General features: G+C 73.5%; 22 protein-coding genes, 1 tRNA gene and 1 riboswitch. Of the genes, 12 read left to right on the forward strand and 11 right to left on the reverse strand.

The window, feature by feature from the left end:
- Positions 1-218 precede the first annotated feature (218 nt).
- The 5 genes from WFH32_RS18805 to WFH32_RS18825 all read left to right on the forward strand — a co-directional run bounded on the left by WFH32_RS18805 (position 219) and on the right by WFH32_RS18825 (position 4651).
- Positions 219-305, forward strand: a tRNA-Ser gene (locus WFH32_RS18805).
- A 271-nt stretch (positions 306-576) separates the two neighbouring features.
- Positions 577-1875 (forward strand): ATP-binding protein, encoded by a 1299-nt coding sequence (locus WFH32_RS18810; protein WP_336708819.1) that lies wholly within the window; start codon positions 577-579, stop codon positions 1873-1875.
- A 123-nt stretch (positions 1876-1998) separates the two neighbouring features.
- Positions 1999-2862: a signal peptidase I gene (lepB, locus tag WFH32_RS18815; RefSeq protein ID WP_336708820.1), complete on the forward strand. Its 864-nt coding sequence runs from the start codon at positions 1999-2001 to the stop codon at positions 2860-2862.
- A gap of 349 nt (positions 2863-3211) precedes the next feature.
- Positions 3212-4180, forward strand: coding sequence for a polysaccharide deacetylase (locus WFH32_RS18820; RefSeq protein WP_336708822.1), 969 nt, complete (start codon positions 3212-3214; stop codon positions 4178-4180).
- Positions 4181-4183: 3 nt separating this feature from the next.
- The gene (locus WFH32_RS18825) at positions 4184-4651 is read left to right on the forward strand and encodes an NUDIX domain-containing protein (protein WP_336708823.1); all 468 of its coding nucleotides are present in this window, start codon (positions 4184-4186) and stop codon (positions 4649-4651) included.
- 95 nt (positions 4652-4746) lie between these two features.
- Here WFH32_RS18825 and aztD read toward each other — a convergent pair whose 3' ends face one another.
- From aztD to WFH32_RS18845, 4 genes are all read right to left on the reverse strand, one after another.
- Positions 4747-6021 (reverse strand): zinc metallochaperone AztD, encoded by a 1275-nt coding sequence (gene aztD / locus WFH32_RS18830; protein ID WP_336708825.1) that lies wholly within the window; start codon positions 6019-6021, stop codon positions 4747-4749.
- A gap of 135 nt (positions 6022-6156) precedes the next feature.
- The gene (locus WFH32_RS18835; protein ID WP_336708826.1) at positions 6157-6882 is read right to left on the reverse strand and encodes a hypothetical protein; all 726 of its coding nucleotides are present in this window, start codon (positions 6880-6882) and stop codon (positions 6157-6159) included.
- Between the two features lie 5 nt (positions 6883-6887).
- Complete coding sequence (locus WFH32_RS18840; protein WP_336708827.1) at positions 6888-7676, reverse strand: ABC transporter permease; 789 nt, start codon at positions 7674-7676, stop codon at positions 6888-6890.
- Positions 7673-8386, reverse strand: coding sequence for an ABC transporter ATP-binding protein (locus WFH32_RS18845; RefSeq protein ID WP_336708828.1), 714 nt, complete (start codon positions 8384-8386; stop codon positions 7673-7675). The genes WFH32_RS18840 and WFH32_RS18845 overlap by 4 nt, the downstream gene beginning before the upstream one ends.
- Positions 8387-8516: 130 nt before the next feature.
- Between WFH32_RS18845 and WFH32_RS18850 the strand changes: the two genes are divergently transcribed.
- Both WFH32_RS18850 and WFH32_RS18855 read left to right on the forward strand, forming a co-directional pair.
- Positions 8517-9374: a sensor histidine kinase gene (locus tag WFH32_RS18850; RefSeq protein ID WP_336708829.1), complete on the forward strand. Its 858-nt coding sequence runs from the start codon at positions 8517-8519 to the stop codon at positions 9372-9374.
- Positions 9371-10129, forward strand: a complete 759-nt coding sequence (locus WFH32_RS18855; protein WP_336708831.1) for a response regulator transcription factor — start codon at positions 9371-9373, stop codon at positions 10127-10129. The genes WFH32_RS18850 and WFH32_RS18855 overlap by 4 nt, the downstream gene beginning before the upstream one ends.
- Here WFH32_RS18855 and WFH32_RS18860 read toward each other — a convergent pair whose 3' ends face one another.
- From WFH32_RS18860 to WFH32_RS18870, 3 genes are all read right to left on the reverse strand, one after another.
- Positions 10130-11497, reverse strand: a complete 1368-nt coding sequence (locus WFH32_RS18860; protein ID WP_336708832.1) for a hypothetical protein — start codon at positions 11495-11497, stop codon at positions 10130-10132.
- Between the two features lie 164 nt (positions 11498-11661).
- Positions 11662-12852, reverse strand: a complete 1191-nt coding sequence (locus tag WFH32_RS18865) for an acetyl-CoA C-acyltransferase (protein ID WP_191797454.1) — start codon at positions 12850-12852, stop codon at positions 11662-11664.
- 167 nt (positions 12853-13019) lie between these two features.
- Entirely contained in the window at positions 13020-14264 is a 1245-nt protein-coding gene (locus WFH32_RS18870) for an acyl-CoA dehydrogenase family protein (protein WP_336708840.1), read from the reverse strand.
- A gap of 205 nt (positions 14265-14469) precedes the next feature.
- Here WFH32_RS18870 and WFH32_RS18875 point away from each other — a divergent pair, with 205 nt between their 5' ends.
- From WFH32_RS18875 to WFH32_RS18890, 4 genes are all read left to right on the forward strand, one after another.
- Positions 14470-15909 carry an MFS transporter gene (locus WFH32_RS18875; RefSeq protein ID WP_318244228.1) on the forward strand — a complete coding sequence of 480 codons (1440 nt, stop codon included), beginning with the start codon at positions 14470-14472 and terminating at the stop codon, positions 15907-15909.
- Positions 15910-15967: 58 nt separating this feature from the next.
- On the forward strand, positions 15968-16942 hold the full coding sequence (locus WFH32_RS18880) for a nucleoside hydrolase (protein ID WP_336708833.1): 975 nt from the start codon (positions 15968-15970) through the stop codon (positions 16940-16942).
- 133 nt (positions 16943-17075) lie between these two features.
- On the forward strand, positions 17076-17867 hold the full coding sequence (locus WFH32_RS18885) for a GntR family transcriptional regulator (RefSeq protein ID WP_191797447.1): 792 nt from the start codon (positions 17076-17078) through the stop codon (positions 17865-17867).
- Between the two features lie 25 nt (positions 17868-17892).
- Positions 17893-18753: a ribokinase gene (locus WFH32_RS18890; protein ID WP_336708834.1), complete on the forward strand. Its 861-nt coding sequence runs from the start codon at positions 17893-17895 to the stop codon at positions 18751-18753.
- Positions 18754-18808: 55 nt separating this feature from the next.
- On the opposite strand, the gene WFH32_RS18895 is transcribed toward WFH32_RS18890, so the two are convergent.
- The 3 genes from WFH32_RS18895 to WFH32_RS18905 all read right to left on the reverse strand — a co-directional run bounded on the left by WFH32_RS18895 (position 18809) and on the right by WFH32_RS18905 (position 21324).
- The gene (locus WFH32_RS18895; protein ID WP_191797443.1) at positions 18809-19228 is read right to left on the reverse strand and encodes a VOC family protein; all 420 of its coding nucleotides are present in this window, start codon (positions 19226-19228) and stop codon (positions 18809-18811) included.
- A gap of 168 nt (positions 19229-19396) precedes the next feature.
- Positions 19397-20128 (reverse strand): nicotinamide riboside transporter PnuC, encoded by a 732-nt coding sequence (gene pnuC, locus WFH32_RS18900; protein ID WP_191797441.1) that lies wholly within the window; start codon positions 20126-20128, stop codon positions 19397-19399.
- A gap of 172 nt (positions 20129-20300) precedes the next feature.
- Positions 20301-20426: riboswitch (FMN riboswitch) on the reverse strand.
- A gap of 118 nt (positions 20427-20544) precedes the next feature.
- Entirely contained in the window at positions 20545-21324 is a 780-nt protein-coding gene (locus tag WFH32_RS18905) for a TetR/AcrR family transcriptional regulator (RefSeq protein WP_336708837.1), read from the reverse strand.
- Between the two features lie 168 nt (positions 21325-21492).
- On the opposite strand from WFH32_RS18905, the gene WFH32_RS18910 reads away from it, so the two are divergent.
- The gene (locus tag WFH32_RS18910) at positions 21493-22080 is read left to right on the forward strand and encodes a hypothetical protein (protein WP_191797439.1); all 588 of its coding nucleotides are present in this window, start codon (positions 21493-21495) and stop codon (positions 22078-22080) included.
- A 79-nt stretch (positions 22081-22159) separates the two neighbouring features.
- Here WFH32_RS18910 and WFH32_RS18915 read toward each other — a convergent pair whose 3' ends face one another.
- Complete coding sequence (locus WFH32_RS18915; protein WP_336708838.1) at positions 22160-22753, reverse strand: hypothetical protein; 594 nt, start codon at positions 22751-22753, stop codon at positions 22160-22162.
- Positions 22754-23001 lie beyond the last annotated feature (248 nt).

Here is a 23001-nt window from a genome sequence, read left to right on the forward strand (position 1 = left end):
GGGGGGGGTGTGGCCGGGGGGGGGCCCGGGCCCCGCGCGGGGGGTGCCCCTGCGCCGGCGTCCCCCCGGGGGGGGCGGGGCCCCCCCCGGGGGGGCCCCCCCCCCCCCCACGGGTCTACCTCGTGCCCGACGGCGGGCCCCGGCTCGCGGCGTTCGGCGCCCGATTCGGTCCTCACGCCCTGAGCGGGTATCCTTCTGCAGCCGGGACTTCCCGGCTGGGTAGCGTGTCCGAGTGGCCTAAGGAGCACGCCTCGAAAGCGTGTGTGGGTGAAAGTCCACCGTGAGTTCGAATCTCACCGCTACCGCAAGCACGAAGGGTCCCGACCAGTGGTCGGGGCCCTTCGTCGTTCCCGAGTGGTCATCGAGGGCTTGGGGCGGGCCGGTGTAGAGGCGGGGGCATTGCTTCGGGGCCCGCCAACAATTGGTGACGCTCTCTCGACACCCCCACCCGCCGCCCACCAAGGGTGTCGCGGCGAGGTCGGCCCCGGCGCCCGCAATACCGACGACATCCCGACCTGCCGTCCGGCAGGATGTACCGGCCGGGAGAGTCCCGCGACGACCACCGCGGGAGACCTGATGCACGACTACGACGAGTACGAGCGGATCCTCGGGGACGCAGACTCGACGACGCTCGAGGCGCTGCGCACCCTCGGGCTCCTCCTCGGTTCCGGCGAGTCCGAGACGGTGAGCCAGAAGGCGTGGGCGGCGCGACGCATCGGTGTCCCTCAGACGGGGCTCGTGGCGGTCGATCACGTGGCGTCCACGACGGGGATCGCCGTCCTCGGGCACGTGCTCGGCGACCGGATGCAGCGCCACGGCGTCACGGAGGTCGGCGGCCCGGGGGACGGCGAGCCGCCGACGTGGGCACCGCTCCAGATCGGGACCGTCGCCGAGCACATGGTGCCCGCTCGCCTCGTCGCGTACTTCCCGCCCGGCTCGATCGCACAGGTCCCGCTCTGCCTCGCGATCGACAACGAGTCCTACTCGCGCGAGCTCAAGGTCTACTCCCGCACCGAGGACCGCGCACAGGCGCAGGACGTCATGCACGAGCTCCTGGCGCTCGCCCGCGGCGAGCTCAACCCCTACCGTTCGCGCGTCCTCGAGGCGAGCTTCGCCGACCACTCGGTCGTCCTGTCCGTCTCGGCGGCCGAGTCGGTCGACCGCTCGACGCTGGTCCTGCCGGACTCCCTGTGGCGCGAGGTGGACGTCTTCGTCGACGCCGCCACGTCGAAGCGCGACCTCATGCGGAGCCTGGGGCTGGGGACGACCCGGGGGCTGCTCCTCGCCGGTCCTCCCGGCGTCGGCAAGACGCACCTCGCGCGCGTCCTCGCGTCCGAGCTCAAGGGCGAGTTCACGGTGATCTTCGCGGACGCGGCCACGATGCGCAGCGCGATCCGCGACGTGTACGACGAGGGAGAGACGTTCGGCCCGCTGGTCGTCATCCTCGAGGACGTGGACCTCATCATCGGCCACCGCGAGAAGGCGTCCAACCCGGAGGCGCTCGCGGACTTCCTCGGGGCGCTCGACGGCATCAAGCAGCTCTCCGACGTCTTCACGATCGCGACGACGAACGATCCCGCGTCGATCGACCCGGCCGCCCAGCGCACCGCGCGCTTCGACACGATCCTCGCGCTGCCCCGGCCGGGCGTGACCGAGCGGGTCGCGATCCTCGAGCGGTACCTCGACCCGCTGGGCCTGGACCTCGACCTCGGGGCGACCGCGCGTCTCCTCGACGGGTGCACGGGCTCGGACCTGCGCGAGGTCGCGCGTCGGGCGGTGCTCGAGCTGGGGACGTCGTTCGACGAGCGGGCGCTGCGGGACGTCGCCACGTCGGGACGGTGGAAGCCTCAGGCCGACGTCGGGCAGTACCTCTGACCGGTTCGCCGGGTTGTCGTCGCTCGCCGGCGCGTATCGCCGCAGAAGCTCGCGCGGTAGCGACATGTCCGGTCCGCCCGAGATGAACCGGCCGGTCAGGCCCATTGGTGGAAGAGTGTCCCCGTGACCTCGAACGACGCCGACAGCGCAGACGACCAGCCGAGACCGTCAGGTGCGTTCGCCGCAGCCCCCGACGTCGACTCGGTCTTCCCCGCGCGGCCGGCACCGGACCCGACCGACCCGGCCGCCCCGGCCGTGCCCCAGCAGCCCGGCGACCACGACGCGGAGCGCGGGACCCACCAGGACCCCGCCCCCACCCGCCGCCCCTGGTCGTTCGTTCGCGAGGTCGGCATCATCGTCGTCGCGGCGCTGATCATCTCGTTCCTCATCAAGACGTTCCTGGTCCAGCCGTTCGTCATCCCGAGCGAGTCGATGGAGGACACGCTCATCAAGGACGACCGGGTCCTGGCGTCGCGCCTGGTCCCGCGGTTCCTCGACGTGCACCGCGGCGACGTCGTGGTCTTCAAGGACCCGGGCGGCTGGCTCGCGAACCAGCCGCAGGACGAGTCGACGGGCCTGGTCAAGGCGGGCGAGACGTTCCTGACGTTCATCGGCATCCGTCCGGTGGACGCGAACGAGCACCTCATCAAGCGGGTCGTCGGCCTGCCGGGGGACCACGTGACGTGCTGCGACGCGCAGGGTCGGGTGTCGGTCAACGGTGTGCCGATCGACGAGACGTACATCAAGCCGGGTTCTGCCCCGAGCGAGATCCCGTTCGACGTGACGGTCCCCGAGGGGCACCTGTTCGTCCTGGGCGACAACCGCCAGAACTCGGGCGACTCGCGCTACAACACCGACAAGCCGGGGCAGGGGTTCGTACCCATGGAGAACGTGGTGGGCACCGCGGTCGCGAAGGTGTGGCCGCTCGACCGGGCGGCGCTGATGCGCAACCCGGGCAGCGTGTTCGAGGACGTCCCGGAGCCCTGAGCGGAGTCACCCGCACGACGACCCCGTCGCCCGGGCACTCCGGCCCCGCATCCCCTAGCGTGGGGGGACTGCCCGCACGCGGAAGGGACTGCCCGTGACCCGGAGATCGGCCCGAGCCGTCGGGGGACTGCGCCGTGCGGCGCTCGGAGCGGCGGCCGCAGCCGTGGCGCTGGTGGTGGTCGCCGGCTGCACGGGATCGCCCTCGGCGTCTCCGGGCCCGACGCCGGAGCGCCCCTCCGCGGGCGCCTCGCCCTCTGAGCGGCCCACGCCGACACCCACCCCGACCCCCAGCCCGAAACCGACCCCCACGCCCACCCCGACACCGACGCGTGCCGCGTCGAACGTGCCCATGACGCGCCTCGCCCCGGGCGAGAACCCGCCGCAGTTCGTCATCTTCTCGTTCGACGGTGCCGGATGGCACGACCGCTGGACCGAGTTCCGCGAGGCCGCGGCACAGGTCGACGCGCGGTTCACGGGGTTCCTCACGGGCATCTATCTGCTCACGGACGAGCACCGCGACGCCTACACGGGCCCTGGGCACCCGACGGGCAAGGCGTCGGTGAGCTTCGGGGGCGACGCGGCGACGGTGACCACTCTCGTGGGCGACCTCAACGCGGCGTACCTCGAGGGGCACGAGATCGGGACGCACTACAACGGGCACTTCTGCGCCGACAACCCGCCGGGCGGGGCGTCGTGGTCCACGGCCGACTGGAACAGCGAGCTCGACCAGTTCTTCGGGTTCTGGAACGGCTGGCAGGAGATCGACGGCCTGCAGGGCACGCCGCCGCTCGCGATCCCCGCGTCCGAGGTCAAGGGTGGCCGGACGCCGTGCCTCGAGGGGAGCTGGGACCAGATCGCCCCCGCGTGGGCGGCGCACGGGCTGACGTACGACTCGTCGATCCCGGGCAGCGGCATCGCGTGGCCCAGGCAGGAGTACGGCGTGTGGGAGTTCCGCATGCAGACCACGAGCTCCCCGACGCTCGGCAGCGTCATGGCCATGGACTACAACTTCTGGTACAAGTTCAACAAGGCGAAGAACGAGCCGGAGCGGGCCCCGGAGATCCGGGCCGCGGTCCTCGACACGTACCGCCACATGTACGACGCGGCCTTCACCGGCAACCGTGCGCCGGTGCTCGTGGCGAACCACTTCAACCAGTGGAGCGGCAACGCGTTCAACCCGGCGGCCAAGGACTTCATGCTCGAGACGTGCGGCAAGCCCGAGACGATCTGCGCGACGTACCAGGACGTCATCGCCTGGATGAACCTGCAGGACCCGGCGGTGCTGGCCGAGCTCCAGGCCCGTCCCGCGGTGTACTGAGCCGTGGTCACGAGCGCGGGGCTCCTGCTCTACCGGGTCGCGGACGACGGCGCGGCCGAGGTGCTGCTCGGTCATATGGGCGGGCCGTTGTGGGCCCGCAAGGACGAGCGAGGGTGGACGATCCCCAAGGGTGAGCACGCCCCCGACGAGGACGCGCACGACGCCGCGGTCCGCGAGTTCACCGAGGAGCTGGGCTCGCCGCCGCCCGAGGGGCCCGAGGTCGACCTGGGTGAGGTCCGGCAGCGCGCGGGCAAGACGGTCCGGGCGTGGGCACGCCGGGCCGACCTCGACGTGAGCACCGCGGTGAGCAACACGTTCGAGATGGAGTGGCCGCCGCGCTCGGGCCGCCGGGCGACGTTCCCGGAGCTGGACCGGGTCGCGTGGGTGCCGCTCGCGCGGGCGCGCGAGCTGGTGGTCGCGGGGCAGGTGGGTCTGCTGGACCGCCTCGAGGAGGCGCTCACGAACCCCTGAGGCGCCCGACGGCGGAGCGCGCCCCGCGCGGCCACCTCTCCGTCGTGAGGTGGCCGCCCGGGACGCGCGGCGCCGTCGGGCAGGGAGGGCGGGGGCTACTCCGGGAGGCCCGAGACCCCCGTCAGCTCGTTGGGGACCACGTCGAGCGTGGTGCTCGCGTAGACCTCGCCGGACTCGACGTCGACCGCGTGCACGGCCTTGGTGGCGGGGTCGGTCACGTACGCGGTGTGGTCGAGCACGAAGAGCGTGGGGCGCGGTGCCTGCCACTCGTCGGGCTCGGTCCAGGCTCCCGTCACGGGGATCGTGCTGGTGATCGCGCCCGTGGCGGGGTCGATGACGCGCAGCGCCCCGTCGGTCCCGAGGACCAGGGCCTCGCCGTGCGGGCCGCGGCCGAGCGAGCGGAACGAGTAGCTCGCGCCCGTCTCGACCAGGGCGATCTGCTTGCTCACGGTGTCGACGAGCGAGACGCGCGTGGGGCGTTCGAGCTCGGCGTCAGGGTCGGTCTTGTAGTCGCCCAGGACGACCGCGGACTCCTCGGACCCGGCCTGGTTGCCGATGCGGCCGTACGCGTCGGCCGACGGGATCTTGGTCAGCTCGCCCCCTGCGTAGACGACCACGCCGTCCTGGCAGCCCACGACCACGGCCTCGTCGGACGCGACGGCCTCGCCGTGCACGCCCGGGCAGGCGTCGGTGCGCGCGATCTCGTGGTGGCCGCTGTCGAGGACGACGACGCTCGACCGGGCGTCCTCGGTGCCGTCGGTGACCAGCAGGTTCCCGTTCTCGAGCTCGACCGCGACGCCGTGGTGCGGCGACGGGGTCGTGTACGTGGTGGTCTTCGGCGTGCCGTCGGCGAGGTCGTGCGGGTCGAACGACTCGACGAGCCCCGAGCCGTCGTTGAACAGGACCGTGCGGCCCGCGTGGCGGACCACGTGCCCGGGGTGGTTCGCGGCGAACTCGACCTTCGTGAAGGCCGGGTCGGACGTGTAGAAGTGCGAGTGGTTGCCGTGCGGCTCGCCCCACGTGCCGAGGTCGAGGACCCGGAACGCGTCGCCCGCGGAGACGATCACGTGGCGCTCGTCGCCCGCGGGGTTGAGGCGCGTGAAGCCGTCGACCGGGAGGTCGGCGACCTGTTCGAGGCTCGTGCCGTCGAGCACGACGACCCCGCCGTCGTAGGTCAGGGCGATGCGCGGGGTGTCGGTCGCGGCCTCGGTCCCGTGGCCGCCGTCCTCGTGCTCGTCGTGCTCGTGGTCGTGCTCTGCCGCGTCGGACGCGGCGGGGGAGCCCTCGCCCGTGGCACAGCCGGCGAGGACGGCGGCGGGCAGGGCGAGGGCGATCCCCAGGGCGAGGCTGCGGTGTCTGGTGCTGGTCATGGCGTCACGGGACCCCGGCGGGTCCCACCGTCCTTCCGGTAGGTGGATGGGTTCCGACGCAGGAGCGGCGGACCTCGCACACCGTAGCAGAGAATGAGAACCACTCTCATTATCATTCATGACCAGCACGTGGACCTACGCGTCGCGCACGAGGAACCGCCACGAGCCCAGGCCGCCGACCGCCACCACCCACGTGAGCGCGACGAGCGTCGCCGTCGGCCCGTCGAGCGCGCCCGGACCGGCGTCGAACCAGGCCGCCGCGGCACGGTCGGGCAACCAGCGCGCGTGCTCGGTCGCGCCCGCGAGCAGCGGGGACACGACGAGGACCAGCGCCAGCACACCGACGAGCGCAGGCACGAGGTGACGCACGAGCAGCGCCACGGCGTGCGAGAACACCCCGATCAGGACGAGGTAGGCCGCGGCCCCCAGGAGCGCGCCCGCTCCGGCGCCGTCCGTCGAGGCGGGCGCGTCGAGCAGGCGCTGCGTGACCGCGGCCGCGGCCACGCACGCGCCGAGCGTCGAGATCGCCGCGAGCGCGACCACCGCGGCCGCCGCGATGCTCTTTCCCGCGACGAGCAGCCCGCGTCGCGGCACCGCGGCCAGGGTCGTGGCGACCTGGCGACCGGCGTGCTCCTGGGAGACCGCCAGCACCCCGACCAGCACGAGACCCGCCACGACGAACGGCACCGTCCGGAGCGTGACGTCGACCGCCGAGGTCGGAAGGTCCTGGTCGGCGGCCGCGCCCGCCTGCGCGGCGGCGACCAGGGCGCCGACGACGACGGTCCCCACGACGGCGAGGACCGTGACGGGCAGCGTGCGCAGCTTGTCGAGCTCTGCGGCGACGACGGGTGGCAGCCCCACGGCCCTCACGCGTCCCGCCGGGAGAACACGGCACCCGCGACCACGAGGAGTGCCAGGGCCCACCCGGTCATGACGAGCGCGCCGGGTCCGGCGGCCAGCCCGCCGGCGACCGTGTCGACGTCCCCGAAGAGCCTGCGCCCGGCCATGTCCGGGAGCCAGTGCGCGACCGGCGTGAGCATCGTGAGCAGGAGCGACACCGACACCAGGGAACTGTTGACCACGAGCACGAGGAGCGGGACGACCCCGCTGCGCGTGAAGACCGTGACGGCCAGGGCGAGGAGCGCGGTGAGGGTCCAGTAGAGGGCCGCGCCGAGGCACCGCCGGACGGCCTCGTCGGCGGGGACGGTCGAGGTCGCGGCGTCGCCGATGATCGCCTCGGCGAGGGTGACGCTCGCCGGGATCGCCACCGCCGCGGTCGCGAGCACGAGGAGGACGACCGCGGCGGCCTTCGCGACCAGGACGCCCACGCGGCGCGGGACGGCGACGAGCGTCGTGCCGATCTGCCGCCCGCCCCCGGCGTCGGGGCTGTTCGCGGTGAACTCGCTGCTCATCGCGACCACGCCGATCACGACCGCCCCCACGGTCCCGATCGGCATGGACGCGAACGCGGTGTCGAACGCGGAACCGTAGCCCGAGTCCTCGGGGCGTCCGGCGAGGAGCGCGTCGCGGACGCCGACCGCGTTGAGCAGGGTCAGTGCGCCCGCCCCGAGGACCGCGACCGCCGCCCCGGTCCACACCGCGGGGAGCGCCGAGAGCTTCTGCAGCTCCGCGGCGAACGCGTTCCACGCCCTCATCGGACCGTCTCCCGGCCGTCGCTCGTGAGCGCGAAGAACGCGTCCTCGAGGGTGTCGTAGCGGCGGGTCACGTCGTCGAGCGTCCCGTCCGCGACGACGCGCCCGCCCGCGATGATCACGAGGTCGTCGGCGATGTCGGCGACCTCGCCCATGAAGTGGCTCGACAGCAGGACCGTGCCGCCCGCGTCCGCGTGCGCGCGGAGCAGGCCACGGATCCACCGGATGCCCTCCGGGTCGAGCCCGTTGACGGGTTCGTCGAGGACCAGGACCTCGGGCTCGCCCAGCAGCGCGCACGCGAGCCCCAGGCGCTGCCCCATCCCCAGGGAGTAGCGCCCCACGCGCGTCCGTGCCGACGCCGTGAGCCCGACCTGGTCGAGCACGTGGTCGACCCGCCGCTGCGGGATCCCGTTGCTGCGCGCGACCCAGGAGAGGTGGTTGCGGGCCGTGCGGGAGCGGTGCGCGCCTGAGCCGTCGAGCATCGACCCGAGGGTGCGCAGCGGGTCGCGCAGGGACCGGTAGGACTGACCCGCGACGAGGGCGCGCCCCTCGTCGGCCCGGTCCAGGCCGAGGAGGATGCGCAGGGTGGAGGACTTGCCGGCGCCGTTCGGCCCGAGGAAAGCGGTCACCCGGCCCGGTCGGGCCTCGAAGCCGACGTGGTCGAGGACGGTGCGGGAGCCGTGGTGTTTGACGAGGTGCTCGATGGTCAACATGTCCACAGTCCAGCCGTCGGGGGCGCGCAGGTCATCGGGCCAGGGGCCGGACCTGCGGCCCGGCGTCCGACCCCGGTCCCTCGGACCGTGGTCCGATGTGCGCGACGCGGCGGATCCCTAGACTCCGGGGGTGGAGACGACTGCCCGACCCGTGCTGCGATCTCGCGTGTGGCCTCTCGCCGGTGGCCTCGTGGGCGCCCTCGTCCTCGTGCTCGCGACCCTCGGCGTCGACCGTCCGGTGACGGCCCTCGTCGTCCTGCTCGTCGCGACCGCCACCACGGCAGGCGTCCTGGCCTGGGCACTCGTCCGGTCCCGGCGCGAACGCCGCGCCTACGAGGACGACCTGACGGCCTGGGCGGCGGAACGGGCCGCGCAGGGCGAGCGCCTGCGCATCGCCCGCGACCTGCACGACCTCGCCTCGCACGGCCTGGGCCTCATCACGGTGCGCGCCGCAGCGGCGCGCACCGTGTCCGGGCCCGACGGCGAGGCCGAGCGGGCCCGAGCCCTCGCCGACATCGAGCGCGCGGGGCGGGACGCGACCACGGAGCTGCGCAGGATGCTCACGGTCCTGCGCAGCCCGGGCGACGACGCCCCGCTGCGTCCCGCGGAGACGCTCGACGACCTCCCGCAGATCGTCGAGAGCGCCCGGTCCGCGGGCCTGGACGTCGCGCTCGATGCCGAGGACCTCACGGTGTCGGCCGGGGTGGGGCTCGCCGTGTGCTCGGTCGTCCGTGAGGCCCTCGCGAACGTCCTGCGGCACGCAGGCCCGACCCGGGCCCAGGTCGTCCTCGGCCACGACGCCGCGGGGCTGCGGCTGGTCGTCGAGGACGAGGGGCCCGTCGCCGGGTGGGTGCCACACCCGGGGGCAGGGGTCGGGCTCGCAGGCCTGCGCGAGCGGGTCGCGACGCTCGGCGGCTCCCTCGCCTCGGGCCGCTGCGGGCGCGGGTTCCGTGTCGAGGCCGTGCTGCCGGACGGTGGGCGGTCGTGACGACGTCGGGCTCCGCGACCACCGTGGCGCCGGTGCGGGTCCTCGTCGTGGACGACCAGCCGCTGATCCGCCACAGCCTGCGGCTCGTCGTCGACGGCGCGGGCGACCTCCTGGTCGTGGGCGAGGCGAGCTCAGGTGAGGCCGCGGTCGAGACCGCTCGCCGGACCCGCCCCGACGTCGTCCTCATGGACGTCCGCATGCCCGGCGGCGACGGGATCGACGCCACGCGCCGGATCGTGGCGGACCCCGACCTCGCGGCGACCCGCGTCCTCGTGCTCAGCATGTTCGAGCTCGACGAATACGTCCACGGCGCCCTGCGCGCGGGGGCGAGCGGCTTCCTGCTCAAGGACGCGGAGCCCGCGAGCCTCGTCGACGCCGTACGGCGTACGCACGCGGGCGAGTCGTTGTTCGCCCCGGCCATCCTCACCCGGATCGTCGCGCACTACCTCGACGGCGGGCCGTCGCGCACACCTGCGACACCCCAGGGGCTCACGAGCCGGGAGGTCGAGGTGCTCGCGCTCGTGGGCCGCGGGCTGTCCAACCAGGAGATCGCGCAGCGGCTGACGATCTCCATGGGGACCGTCAAGACCCACATCGGCAACCTGCTCGCCAAGCTCGCCGCCCGTGACCGGGCCCAGCTTGTCATCGCGGCGTTCGAGCACGGGCTGGTCGCTGCCGACCGGCCCGGCCGCACCGACCGGCCCGCCCTGCCGGGGCGCCCGACCCGGATCGAGGGCCCGGCGACGGGGGCCTGATCAGGCGTTCGCGACCGGCCCGGGGTCGGGCTGCGACACGGGCGGTACGGGCGGCTCTGACGGCTCTGACGGCTCTGACGGCTCTGCCTCGACGGTCGACGTCGCGCCCTCCGGCGCCCTGCGTCCCAGCTGGACGAGCCGGAACACCGCCCCGACGAGCAGCACCACGAGCGCGACGTTGCGCACGGCCGCGAGGAGGACGATCCACGGCGTGCCGACCATGAACTCCCAGTACGCGATCGGGTAGAGCACCTGCGTCAGCGCCGCGGTTCCCAGGACGGCGAGGGCGGGCGGTGACCAGACCGACCGTGCGCCCGGCCCGGCGAGCGCGATCGCGACGGCGACCGGCGGCCCGATCCACGCGACGAACTGCGGCGAACCCACCTTGTTGAACACGATGAGACTCAGCAGCAGCGCCGTCACCGCAAGGAGGAACACGTCGGTGCGGACCTCGGGTCGGCGGCGGACGGCCCACCAGGAGGTCGCGGCGATCGCGACGACGGCCAGGGGCAGCAGCACGTCGAGGAGCCGACCGGTCGTGGTCGTGCCGGGGCCGAGGATCTCCAGGGTGCGGATGTCGGGGTTCATCCAGACCCGAAAGCGCGGGTCGACGAGCCGCAGGATGCTGAACGGGGTGGCGAAGACCGACTCGGACTGCAGGCCGCGCGAGTCCTGCGTGCCGAACACCCCGAGGACCCGCGCGCCCGAGCCGCCCGCCAGGGCGAGCGCGACGACCACGACGCTGACCGCCGCACCGGGCAGGACGACGGTGCGCCACGGGCGCCTCGCTGTCGTCAGGAGAGCGACGACCACGGCTCCCGGCGCGATCTTGACCCAGGCGCCGAACGTCGCGATCGCCGTCGCGACGGCGGGCCGGCGGACCGCGACCGCGAGCGAGACGACCAGGAGCGCCCCGGCCACGCCGTCGAGGCGCCCCAGGAAGATCGGCCCGAGCGCGACCAGGAACAGCAGCCACCACCAGGCCGCGACCCGGCCGCGACCGGGCAGGCGCGCGAGGAACCAGAGCGCGACCGCGTCGAGCACGACGATCAGGGCCAGGAACTGCGCGTAGTACGCCTCGAACGACGAGCCGACGAAGGCGGGGGCGGAGACCGGCAGCAGGGCCCCCACGGGGTAGACCCAGTCGTAGTCGAGCACGGGCCAGATCCCGCGGTCCCAGCCGGCGCGGGCCCAGTACCAGTAGAGCTGGACGTCGCCCGAGATCCGGTACCCCCAGGTCAGGGCGTCGACGATCAGCCAGGCGTGCACGAGCACGAAGCCCGCGACCAGGGCCCAGGGGGAGCGCAGCGCCCAGGCGAGGAACCGGCGTCCGGTCGAGGCGGGCCGGGCGGCGGTGGTCTCGGGCACGGGCTCATCGTCGCACGACGGCGCCACGCGCGTCGGGCGAGGGGCGCGCCGTGGACGGGGGCGCCGTCGGGCACGACGAAGCGGTCCGCCCGGACGGAGAGGAGGCCCGGGCGGACCGCTGGTCGCGCGGTGAGGCAGCACCGCGCGACGCGAGGAGGAACGACTCAGGCGCGCAGGATCAGCGCGTCGCCCTGACCGCCGCCGCCGCACAGCGCGGCGGCGCCCACGCCGCCCCCGCGGCGCTGGAGGGCGAGGGCCAGGTGCAGGGCCAGGCGGGCGCCCGACGCGCCGACCGGGTGGCCCAGGGCGATCGCGCCGCCGTCGGCGTTGACGACCACGGGGTCGATCCCGAGGTCGGCGACCGACTGGAGCGCGACGGCCGCGAAGGCCTCGTTGATCTCGACGAGGTCGAGCTCGTCGGCCTTCATGCCCTCGCGCTCGAGCGCGCGGGTGATCGCACGGGCAGGCTGGGAGTGCAGCGAGTTGTCGGGGCCCGCGACCTGGCCGGCGGACCCGATCTCGGCAAGCCAGGTGAGGCCGCGCGAGACCGCGAAGGCCTTGCTGACGACGACGACCGCCGCGGCGCCGTCGGACAGCGGGGACGACGAACCAGCCGTGATGGTGCCGTCCTTCACGAACGCGGGACGCAGTCCGGCGAGCGCCTCGACCGTGGTGCCGGGGCGGATGCCCTCGTCCTCGGCGACGACGACAGGCTCGCCCTTGCGCTGCGGGACCGTGACGGGCGCGATCTCCTCGGCCAGGCGGCCCTCCGCGCGGGCCGCGGCGGCGAGGGCGTGCGAGCGGGCCGCGTACTCGTCCTGCTCGGCGCGGCCGATGCCGCGCGTCGCGCACCCGCGGTCGGTGGCCTCGCCCATGATCTGGCCGTCGAACGGGTCGCGCAGGCCGTCGTGCGTGAGCGAGTCCGCCATGGTCACGTCGCCGAACGCGAAGCCCTTGCGCGACCCCAGCACGAGGTGCGGCGCGTTCGTCATGGACTCCTGGCCGCCCGCGACGACGACCGACGCCTCGCCCGTGCGGATCAGGCGCGCGGCGTCGATGATCGCGGTCAGGCCCGACAGGCACAGCTTGTTGATCGTGACGGTCGGGACGTCCCAGCCGATCCCGGCGGCGATCGCGGCCTGGCGGGCCGGGCCCTGCCCGCCGCCCGCCTGGATGACCTGGCCCATGATGACGGCGTCGACGTCGGTCGCCTCGATCCCGGCGGCGTCGAGCGCGCCGCGGATCGCGTGCGCGCCCAGCTCGTTCGCGGACAGCGCCGCGAGCGCGCCCTGGAAGCGCGTGAACGGCGTGCGTGCGCCGTGCAGGAGGACGGGGACGTGGGCGTCGTTGCTCATGAGGTGCTCCGTGGGAAGGGTGTGGCCCGGCGCCGCGTGTCAGGTGGTACGAGGAGGTGCCAAGGGGAAGTTGGCTGCGGCGCCGGGTGGTCTGTGGGCGGGCGGCCGTGGGGCTGCTCGCGAGAGGTGCGGCGCTCCCGGTACGGGGGAGCGCCGCCGGTGAGGGGCTACGCGAACGCGGAGACGCCCGTGATGTCGCGGCCCACGATGAGTGCCTGCACGCTCTCGGTGCCTTCGTAGGTGTGCAGGGCCTCGACGTCCGCGAAGTGCCGCGCGACGCGGTTCGCGAGCAGGATGCCGTTGCCGCCGAGCATGTCGCGCGCGCTCGCCGCGATCTCGCGGGCGCCGCGCGTGCACGTGTACTTGGCGATCGAGGCCTGCGGGCCGCTCAGCGTGCCCGCCTCGTCGAGGCGCGTCATCTGCGCTACGAGGAGCTGCATCTGGGTGAGGGTCGAGAGCATGCGGGTCAGGCGCTCCTGGACCATCTGGTTCGCGGCCAGCGGGCGCCCGAACTGGACGCGCTGCTTCGCGTAGGCGACGGCCGTCTCGTAGCACGCGGTCGCATGCCCGACGGCGGACCACGCGACCCCGAGGCGCGTCGCCTGGAGCACCCGGCCGGTGTCCTTGAACGACCGACCGCCCGGGAGCATGGCCGAGGCCGGGACGAACACGTCGGTCAGGACGATGTGAGCCTGCCAGATCGCGCGCAGCGAGACCTTGCCCTCGATGGTCGTGGCCGCGTATCCCGGGGTGTCCTGGGGGACGAGGAATCCGTGGACCTGGTTGTCGCCGTCGTCGCCGACGAGACGCGCCCAGAGGACGGTGATGTCGCCGCACGACCCGAAGCCGATCCACTTCTTCTCGCCGTCGATCACATAGCCTTCGACGCCGTCTCGGGTCTCGCGGCGGGCCGTGGTCTCGAGCGAGACCGAGTCGGAGCCGTGCGTGGGCTCGGTCAGGGCGAACGCGCCGAGCTTCTCGCCGCGGGCGAGGGGGCCGAGCCACTCGGCCTTCTGCTCGTCCGAGCCGAGGAGCTGGATCGAGCGGAGCGCGAGGCCGCCCTGGACGCCGCAGATCGTGGCGACCGAGCCGTCGCCGCGCGACATCTCCATCTCGGCGAGGCCCGCGCCCATGAGGCTGATCGAGGGGGAGCCGGGGACGTCGACGCCGTCGCGCAGGAAGTCGAGCTCACCCATGCGCTTGGCGAGGCCGAACGGGACCTCGGCGCGCTCCCAGTACCCGTCGATCACGGGCAGGACCTCGTCCTGGACGAACGTGCGGACCCGCTGCTGGAGGTCGCGGTCGGCGGGGGTCGCGTCCGAGAACGCGCCGGCGTAGTCGATGTCGAGGGGCTGCGACAGGTCGTAGTCCTGCTCGGTCACGTTGCGGCGGACGGGGTTCTCGATCGTCATGGGGGTGCTCCCGGGCTCGGGCCGGACGTCGGTGTCGGGCGATGCTCCCATGGTGCTTGATATTGCGTCTCAGGTCAAGAGACGGGGTATCAAAGAGGCGTCCTTGACCTGTCCGGCAGAGAGGTATAACGTCATCGTCACTTGTTATACAACCTCTCGTCGTCGGCTACGGTGCCGACGACCGGTCGCAGACGAAGGAGTTCTCGTGACTGAAGTACGAACGGCCGGCGCGCAACGCAGCGCCCAGGACCTGACCCCCTCCGGGGGAGTCCCGATCACCGGACGCAAGGCGGTGGCGCTCGTAGCGGTCCTGCTGCTGGGCGTCCTGGCCTTCCAGCTCAACGCGAGCATGGTGACCCCGGCGCTCCCGCACATGGCGGTCGAGCTCGGCGTCTCGGCGAGCCAGATCGCGCAGGTGTCCTCGCTCTTCTTCCTCGCCGGCTCGGTCGCCGGGATGGTCCTGGCACGATGGGCCGACTTCATCGGTCGGCGGCGCGTGCTCGTCATCGTCCTGTGCGTGCTGGCCGTGGGCACGCTGCTGTGCCTGTTCGCCCCGAGCCTTCCCGTCCTCCTCGTCGGGCGTGTCCTGCAGGGTGCCTCGGCAGCGACGTTCCAGCTCGCCTACGTGATCCTCAGCGAGGCGATGGCCGTGAAGGTCTTCGGCGTCACGCTCGGCATCATCACCGCGGTCAACGGGGGCGTCGGAGGCATCGACGGCTGGGTCGGCGGGCTGCTGACCGACGCCTACGGCTACCGGTCGATCTTCCTTGTGGTGCTCGTCGTGGGACTCGTGGGCCTGGTCGGTGTCCTGGCCGTGGTGCCCAAGGTCGACCCGCCGCGCGCCGAGAAGGGATCGATGGACTGGGCCGGCGCCGCCGCGCTGTCCGTCGGCCTGATCGGCATGACGTACTTCGTCTCGCAGGGGTCGGCGCTCGGTTGGCTGTCGCCCGTGGCGCTCACGTTCCTGGCGGTCACGGCGGTCGCGCTCGGTGTCTTCTGGCGCCTCGAGAAGCGCCACGCATCCCCGCTCATCGCGGTGCAGCACCTGCGCTCGCGTCAGGTCTGGCCGCTGATCGCGACGACGACGCTCGCGCTCGCCGGGATCTTCGCGGTGATCAACTTCAGCGTCGTCCTCCTGAGCCAGGGCGGGGCGCCCGGCTTCGAGATGACCGCTTCCCGCTCGGCCCTGGTCTACCTCATGCCGGCAGCGCTCATCGGGGTCGTGACCGCGCCCGTGGCGGGCTGGCTCGCGGGACGCTTCGGGTGGATCAAGGTGCTGCGCGTCGGGATGACCATCAGCCTCGTGGTGCTCGCGGTCGTCGCGACGCTGACCTTCAACCCGTGGGTCGTCGCCGCGATGGTCGCCGTCCTGGGCATCAGCTACAACGGCCTGGTCCTGACGACCGTCAACGGGTTGGGAGTCCTCCTCTCGCCGCGGGAGGCCCCGTCCGCGCTCCCCGGGCTGAACGGTGCCTCCTTCGGGCTCGGCGCGAGCATCGGCATCGGCGTCGTCGCCCCCTTCATCGCGCGCGGCACGAGCGCCGGGTACACGACCGGCCTGTGGATCTCGGTCGGCATCACGGCCCTCGCGCTGGTCGCGTCGTGGTTCATCGCCCCGCGCCCCGAGGCGGACGCGCCCGCATGAACGTCCGCACCGCGCCCCGCCACGCCCCCGACCCATCGATCCCCCGACCGGAGAACTCATGAACCCCTCTCGCCAACCCCTCTACCTGGACTGCGACACGGGCGTCGACGACACCCTCGCCCTGGCCTATCTGCTGGCCTCGCCCGAGATCGACCTCGTGGGCGTCGGCACCGTGAGCGGGAACGTCGCCGCGGCCCAGGCCGCCCGCAACACGCTCGACCTCCTGGACCTCGCCGGTCGTCAGGACGTCCCCGTCGCGCTCGGCGCCCACGACCGGCTGACGAGCACCTATGGCGGAGGGGTCCCGCACATCCACGGGCACAACGGGGTCGGCGACGTCGACCTCCCGCAGTCGCAGCGTCAGGTCGAGGGGCAGGACGCCGCCGCCTTCCTCGTGGACCTGGCCCGGGCGCACGAGGGACGTCTCCGGATCGTCGCCGTCGGCCCGCTGACCAACCTGGCGAAGGCTCTCGAGCTCGAGCCGGCGCTGCCCGGCATGGTGCGCGAGGTGACGATCATGGGTGGGGCCGCGCTGGTCCCCGGGAACGTCAGCGCGGTGGCCGAGGCGAACGTCGCGGGGGACCCCGAGGCCGCGGCCCTCGTGCTCGCGGCACCGTGGGACGTCACGCTCGTGCCGCTGGACGTCACCATGGAGAACACGTTCGAGGAGGAGCACCGGCAGGCGCTGCTCACGTCGGGCGACCCGTTCGTGGAGACCGTCGGGCGCATCCTCGACGTCTACTTCGACTTCCACGTCCCCGAGCTCGGTCGGCGCGCGTCCGCCCTGCACGACCCGCTCGCGGCGGCCGTCGCCGTCGGGGGCGTCCTTCCGTCGTCGGCCCCTCGCGTGCCGGTCGTGGTCGACGCGACCGGCGGGCCCGGCCGCGGGCAGACCCTCTGCGACCTGCGCGGACAACGGCTCGGCCAGGTCGACCACCCGGGAGCACGGGTCCGGGTCGTGCTCTCGACGAGCGAGCCGCTCGCCCCGCACCTCGTCGACCGGCTGCTCCAGCATGCGAGCGTGTCCGCCTGAGCGCACGGCATCACGTGCGTGCGTGGCCCTGCGGGGGTCGCGCACGCACGGACCGGTACCCGCGCACGGGCTCGGCACGTCCGCGCACCACTAACCTGGCGAGGACGCCGACTCCTGCCGCTGGAAGGACACCATGACCACGACCGACACCCCCGAGGCCTTCGCGCGACCGGTCACGGCGGCTCCCGGACAACCTCTTCGCGTCGCGGTCTACTCACGGCTCGCGGACGCCATCCGGTCCTCCGAGTTCACGCTCGGCTCGCTGCTCCCGAGCGAGACCGAGCTCGGGACGATGCTCGGCGTGAGCCGGACCGTCGTCCGGGAGGCCCTCATGCTGCTCGAGGAGGACGGCCTGATCGTGACGCGCCGAGGTGTCGGACGGACGGTCGTCAACAGGCTGCCGAGCGTCGGGCTGGAGCGTCTGCGGACGTTCGAGCAGGTCCTGTCGACGTTCGACGAGCCCGTGCGCATCGCGACCCACGAGTTCGGCCTCCAGCCCACGACCGACTTCACGTCGCGAAAGCTGGACGTGGACGCCGCCGCGAACATGTGGTTCCGGGAGTCGGTCGCCTATCGAGGAACCGACCCGGTCGCGATCATCCAGGAGCACCTCCCGGCCGGCCGCTACCTCTCCGACGTGTCCAGGGAGCTCGCGGCGCGCGTCGAGGGCTACGCCGAGCAGGAGGGCACGTTGCTGCGGCTCATGGTCGCGGACCTCGGCCCCGTCTTCGAGGCGGCCGAGTGCGACGTCGCCGTCGGGACGGTCGGGGCCACCCGAGGGCAGCTCCTCGGCCTCAAGGCCAAGGACCCCGTGCTCGTCCTGACCCAGACCGCCCAGCTCTCGGGCACCCCCGCCTACCTCGCCAAGGTCGTCGTGTCGCCCGCGGCGGGGCCGCTCGCGATCGTCCAGACGTCCTCTGCCTGACCCCCCACCCTTCGAAGGAGCCCTCGTGCCGACCGCAACCGCGTTGCCCCGGATCCTCGTCCTCGGCAGCATCAACCATGACGTCACGGCCCGTACCGACCGTCTCCCCGGGCCCGGGGAGACGGTCGGCGGTGGCGTGCTGTCCGCCCAGCCGGGAGGGAAGGGCGCGAACCAGGCCGTCGCGGCGTCCCGGCTCGGGGCGCCCACCCGCATGGTCGGGGCGGTCGGCACGGACGGCGCCGGCCAGGGCCTCGTCACGGCGCTCGCGGAGGCAGGGGTGGGGACGGACGACGTCGCGCGCGTCAGCGCCCCCACGGGGACGGCGCTCATCGTGGTCGACGCCGCTGGCGAGAACCAGATCGCGGTCTGCGCGGGAGCCAACGGCGACGTCCGCCTGCCGTCGTCGGGGTTCGGCGGTTCCGACGTCCTCCTCGCGCAGCTCGAGATCCCGCTCGACGTCGTCGTCGCAGCAGCGAGGACCTTCCCCGGCTACGTCGCGCTCAACGCCGCGCCGGCGCGCACCCTGCCCAGCGAGCTGATCGACCGTGCGGACCTCGTCATCGTCAACGAGACCGAGTACGCGGCGATGCCGGAGGTGGCGTCGGCGCGGCGCGTGGTGGTCACCTACGGCGGCGACGGGGCGGCCCTGGTCGAGCACGGGGTGGAGACGCTCCGTGTGCCGGCCTACCGCACCGAGGTCGTGAACAGCGTCGGGGCGGGGGACGCCTTCTGCGCCGCCCTGACGCTCTCCCTCGCGGCGGGCCTGCCCGCGGACCATGCGTTGCGCCTCGCGTCGGCCGTCGGGTCGGACGCCGTCTCGCACGAGGCGTCGCAGCCGCCCTTGCTGTCGTGGGACGACTACCGCCGCCGCACGTCCGCGGGGTGAGGCGTCCGGGCGGTGCAGGGCGCCGGAGCGGCCTCAGCCTCGCGCGGGGAGCGCGTCAGCCCTGCGCGGCCGCGATGTTGACGAGCCAGCTCACGCCGAACCGGTCGACGCACATGCCGAAAGCGTCACCCCACGGCGCGACCTCGAGCGGCACGGTCACGGTCCCGCTCGACGACAGCTTGTCCCAGTAGCCGCGCAGCTCGCCGTCGTCGGCCTGCTCCCCGCTGAGCGACACCGAGATGCTGGAGCCCGACGAGTACTCCATCGAGCTCGGGGTGTCGGCGGCCATGAGCACCAGGCCGTTCGGCGCCTCGAGCTGGGAGTGCATGACCTTGTCCGCGTCGGCCGGGTCGTCGGCCGCCTGGAAGTCGGCGAACGTGCTGATCGTCAGCTCGCCGCCGAACACGTCGCGGTAGAACTCGATCGCTGCGCGGGCCTCGTCCCGGAAGTTCAGGTACGGGTTGAGTCGAGTCATGGTGTCGCCTTCTCCGTCGCAATCCTCTGCGTTGCCGCGTCGTCCCCGGCTACGGCCTGCCATCGGGCCTGAGCCGGCCCGGACGTGGTGCGCCCCGCGCGAGCAGGGGCGCACCTTCGAGTATCCGCCCGGAGCACCGGGACGCAAGAGGTGGCGCGTCGGGCCTGATCAGGCCTGCCCGCCGGACGAGGCCGTGGGAGACGCGGCGGCGGAGGTGCCCGCGAGGAGCAGTGCCTTCGAGCGCCGGTCGATGCGCCACCACACGAAGAACCCCACGAGCGTGAACGCCCCGTAGAACACGTACATGAACGCCGACGCGTAGAACCCGGCGTCGATCAGCAGGGGCACGCCCACGATGTCGACCGCGACCCAGATCAGCCAGAACTCGACCCAGCCCTTGGCCATGCCGTACGTCGCGAGCAGCGAGCCCATGAAGATCCAGGCGTCGGCCCACACGGGCTCGTACGACTCCAGGGCGCGGAAGATCGGGGTCAGGAGCGCTGTCCCGGCCACGAGCGCGACGACCAGGAAGGCGCGCTGTCGCCACGAGGCCCAGCGCGGCTCGACCGCCACGCCGTGGCTGTCGGCGTCCGCGTCGCCGAGGCGGTCGCGCGTCCGGCGCCACTGCACCCACCCGTACACCGACACGACGACGAACATGACCTGCCGCCCGGCCTGACCGAGCAGGTTGACGGGGTTGGGCGTCGCGAACACGGCCCCGAGGAACACCGTGAGCAGCAGGAGGTTCCCGACGATCCCCACGGGCCACGCCCAGATCTTGCGACGCATGCCGCCGAGCGCGGACGCGAGCCCGAACCCGTTGCCCACGATCTCGCGCCACAGCAGGTGCTGGTCACCGATCGTGAGCTGCGCGTCGAAGAGCGCGTGGATCAGGTCCATGGGGTGTTTCCTCGTCGTCCCGGGCACGTCGGCTCCGGGGTGAGGGCGGGCGGCGGGTCGGGACCCTGTCCGGGCGGCCCGACGGCGTCGCTCACCACGACGAGACCGGTCCCGTCGGTCGCGATCGGGCTCGACGGATCGTCATGCCCGACCCGGCCGGGACGGCCGCGCCGCACGTGCTTCCTCCCATCCGGACTTTCACCGTCGGTCCTGGAGTTCCACCAGGTCAACCGCGCGTGGGCGCGGGTCGCGGACTGTCACCGCCGGCTCGGAATTGCACCGACCCCGGAGCACGTTCGTGCGTACTGCTTGCTGTGTGCTGCAACCTCTGATGCTACTCGCGCATTCCCGGGGCCCGTCAGTGCGGTGCTGAGTGCGTGATTCGGCAGCGACACGCCCGGCGAGTCGCGGCCGAATCACGCCCTCAACGCGTCGCGGACCGCTCGCGCGACCTCGTCGGGGTCGGCATCCGCGTCGAGCACGGTCACGACGACGCGCCGGGCCGGCGCGTCACCGGTCCGCGCGACGCCGTCCCCCGAGCCGCGCGCAGGCGACGGGGACGCCGTGGCGGGCTCCGCCGTCGGGCCGACGGGGTTGCGGGCCGCGCGGCGCAGGTCCGCGAACGCCTCCTCGAGCTCGGGGCGCAGGTCCTGGTCGGGGTCGCGCAGCCAGCGGCGCAGGATCGCGTTGTGCACCGCGACGACCGATGCCGCGAACGCGACCGACGCGGTCGAGTTGCGGGTGTCCGCGGGCAGCGAGTCGCGCAGGTAGGACGTGAACGCGCGCTCGTAGCGGTGCGTGGTCACGAGCTCGCGGTCGCGCAGCGCCGGCACGTCCTGCAGGAGGCGGTGCCGCGCGACCGACGTCTCGCGCTGGCCCACGTGGTGGTCGAACACGAGCCGCGCCGCCCGGCACACCTCGACGTACGGGTCGACGTTCGCGAGCTCCTCGGGGGTCACGCCCCGCGCCGCAGGACGGGTCTCGCCGAGCAGGACCACGACCGCGTCCAGGAGCAGCTCGTGGTCCGCGAAGACCACGTCCTCCTTGGAGCGGAAACGGCGGAAGAACGTGGCCCGGCTGATCTGCGCGGCGTCGGCGATGTCCTCGACGGTCGTCTGCTCGTAGCCCTTGCGGGTGAACAGCTCGATCGCCGCGTCCACCGCCTGCGCGTGCGTGTTGCTTCGTGCGGCACTCATGGACGGGACGCTACACGGCGTGCGCGGCGGGGGAGGAGCGGCGAGGGAGGGTGGGCGCGCTGCGTTCGTCAGGTGGTCGGCGGGAGGTCACCGCGCGGGAGGCCCGACGGCGTCGCTACAGTGACGAGAGAGGCGGCGGCAGGTGGGGACGACCGAGAGGCGACGCGGATGACGGACGGCGACGAGGCCGGGACGGGCGGTCCCGACGAGGAACGCGTCGAGGGCGGCGCGGCGCGCTCGTGGAAGAGCGTCGACCATCATGCCCAGAGGGACGCGTGGAGCGAGCGGTTCTCGCGCGGTGGCCCGGCGGACTTCCTCTACGGGGCCATCGTCGCGGGGTTCATGCTCGCGGTGTCGAGCACGCACGACGCATCGAGCGACTTCGTGGTCCTCGCGGTCGCGGGCGTCCTGATCATCTACTGGGCGGCGCACGTCTACGTGTCGGCGCTGGGGGGCCGGTTCCGCGACGCCGACCACTCGATCATCCAGCGTTTGAGGCTGGCGTCCTCGGAGGAGGTGTGGGTCCTGATCGGCGGGGTCCCGGCGCTCGTGGTCTTCCTCGTCGGGCGCGTGCTCCGGCTGGGGGTGGCTGACTCCGCCCTGGTCGCGCTGTGGTTCACGGTGCTGATGCTGGGGGTGGTCGGGCACCTCGCGTCGCACCGGGCCGGTGTGCGGGGGTGGGCGTTGACGCTCGAGACGGTGATCGCGGGTGCGTTCGGGCTGCTGATCATCGGGTTGAAGTCGCTGCTCCACTGAGTGCACTGAACTGCGGTCGCCGAGGTAGACCCGTGCGCGCGAGGTAGACCTCCCGGGGGTCTACCTCGGCCGCACGGGTCTACCTCGGCGGGTGGTACGCCGTCTGCTCCTCGACCGGTGCGCAGCGGAAGTCGCCCGCACCGTTGACGACCTGACCTCGGCGCAGCGTGATGCCCGCCGCACGACCGGCGCCCTTGAGCAGCGCGCCGCGCGAGGCGACGTCGGGGGAGTCGCCTGGCTCGCCGCCCTCGAGGGTGCAGGCGCGAGCCTCGACGGGTCCGAGGACCTGGCAGCCGTCGCCGAACGTGCCCGGCCCGAGCAGCAGCGCCATGCGGTACCGGCCGTCGGCACCGAGGTGCAGGTCCTTGCCGTCGGCCACGAGGGTGCAGCCGCCCGGGCCCAGCGTCGTGCGGGCCCCGACCCGGACCGAGGCGCCGTTCGTCGCGCTGATCCGGGTGCCGGGGTGGAGCACGGCGCCCTCGCCGACGACCACGCTCGACGTACCGTCGCACTCCACGACGACGGTCGGGTGGAGCACGACCCCGGGAGCGAAGCGGGCTCGCCCCGAGACCCACACGGCATCAGGGGCGGGGACGACGACCCCGCTCACGGCGAGGGCCTCGACCCCCGCACGGTCGAGGAAGCGGGTTGGGGGCTCGGCGGTTGGTGGCATGGCGAGCACTCTCCCACAGCGGCCTCGTGGCCGAGGTAGACCCGTGGGGGGGGGGGGGGGGGGGCGGGGGGGGGAAAAGCCCCCCCCCGGCGGACAAGCGGGGGGGGGGGGGGGGGGGGGGGGGCCCCCCCCCCCCCCCCCCCCCCGCGCCGGGCCGCGCCCCAGGGGCGGGGCGGGGGGGGGCGGGGGCGGGCGGGCGGGGGGGGGGGGGCGGGGGGCGCCGGGGCGGCCGGCGGGCGCGCGGGCCG

The organism is Oerskovia sp. USHLN155, assembly GCF_037145535.1.
GTDB classification, from domain to species: Bacteria; Actinomycetota; Actinomycetes; order Actinomycetales; family Cellulomonadaceae; genus Oerskovia; species Oerskovia rustica.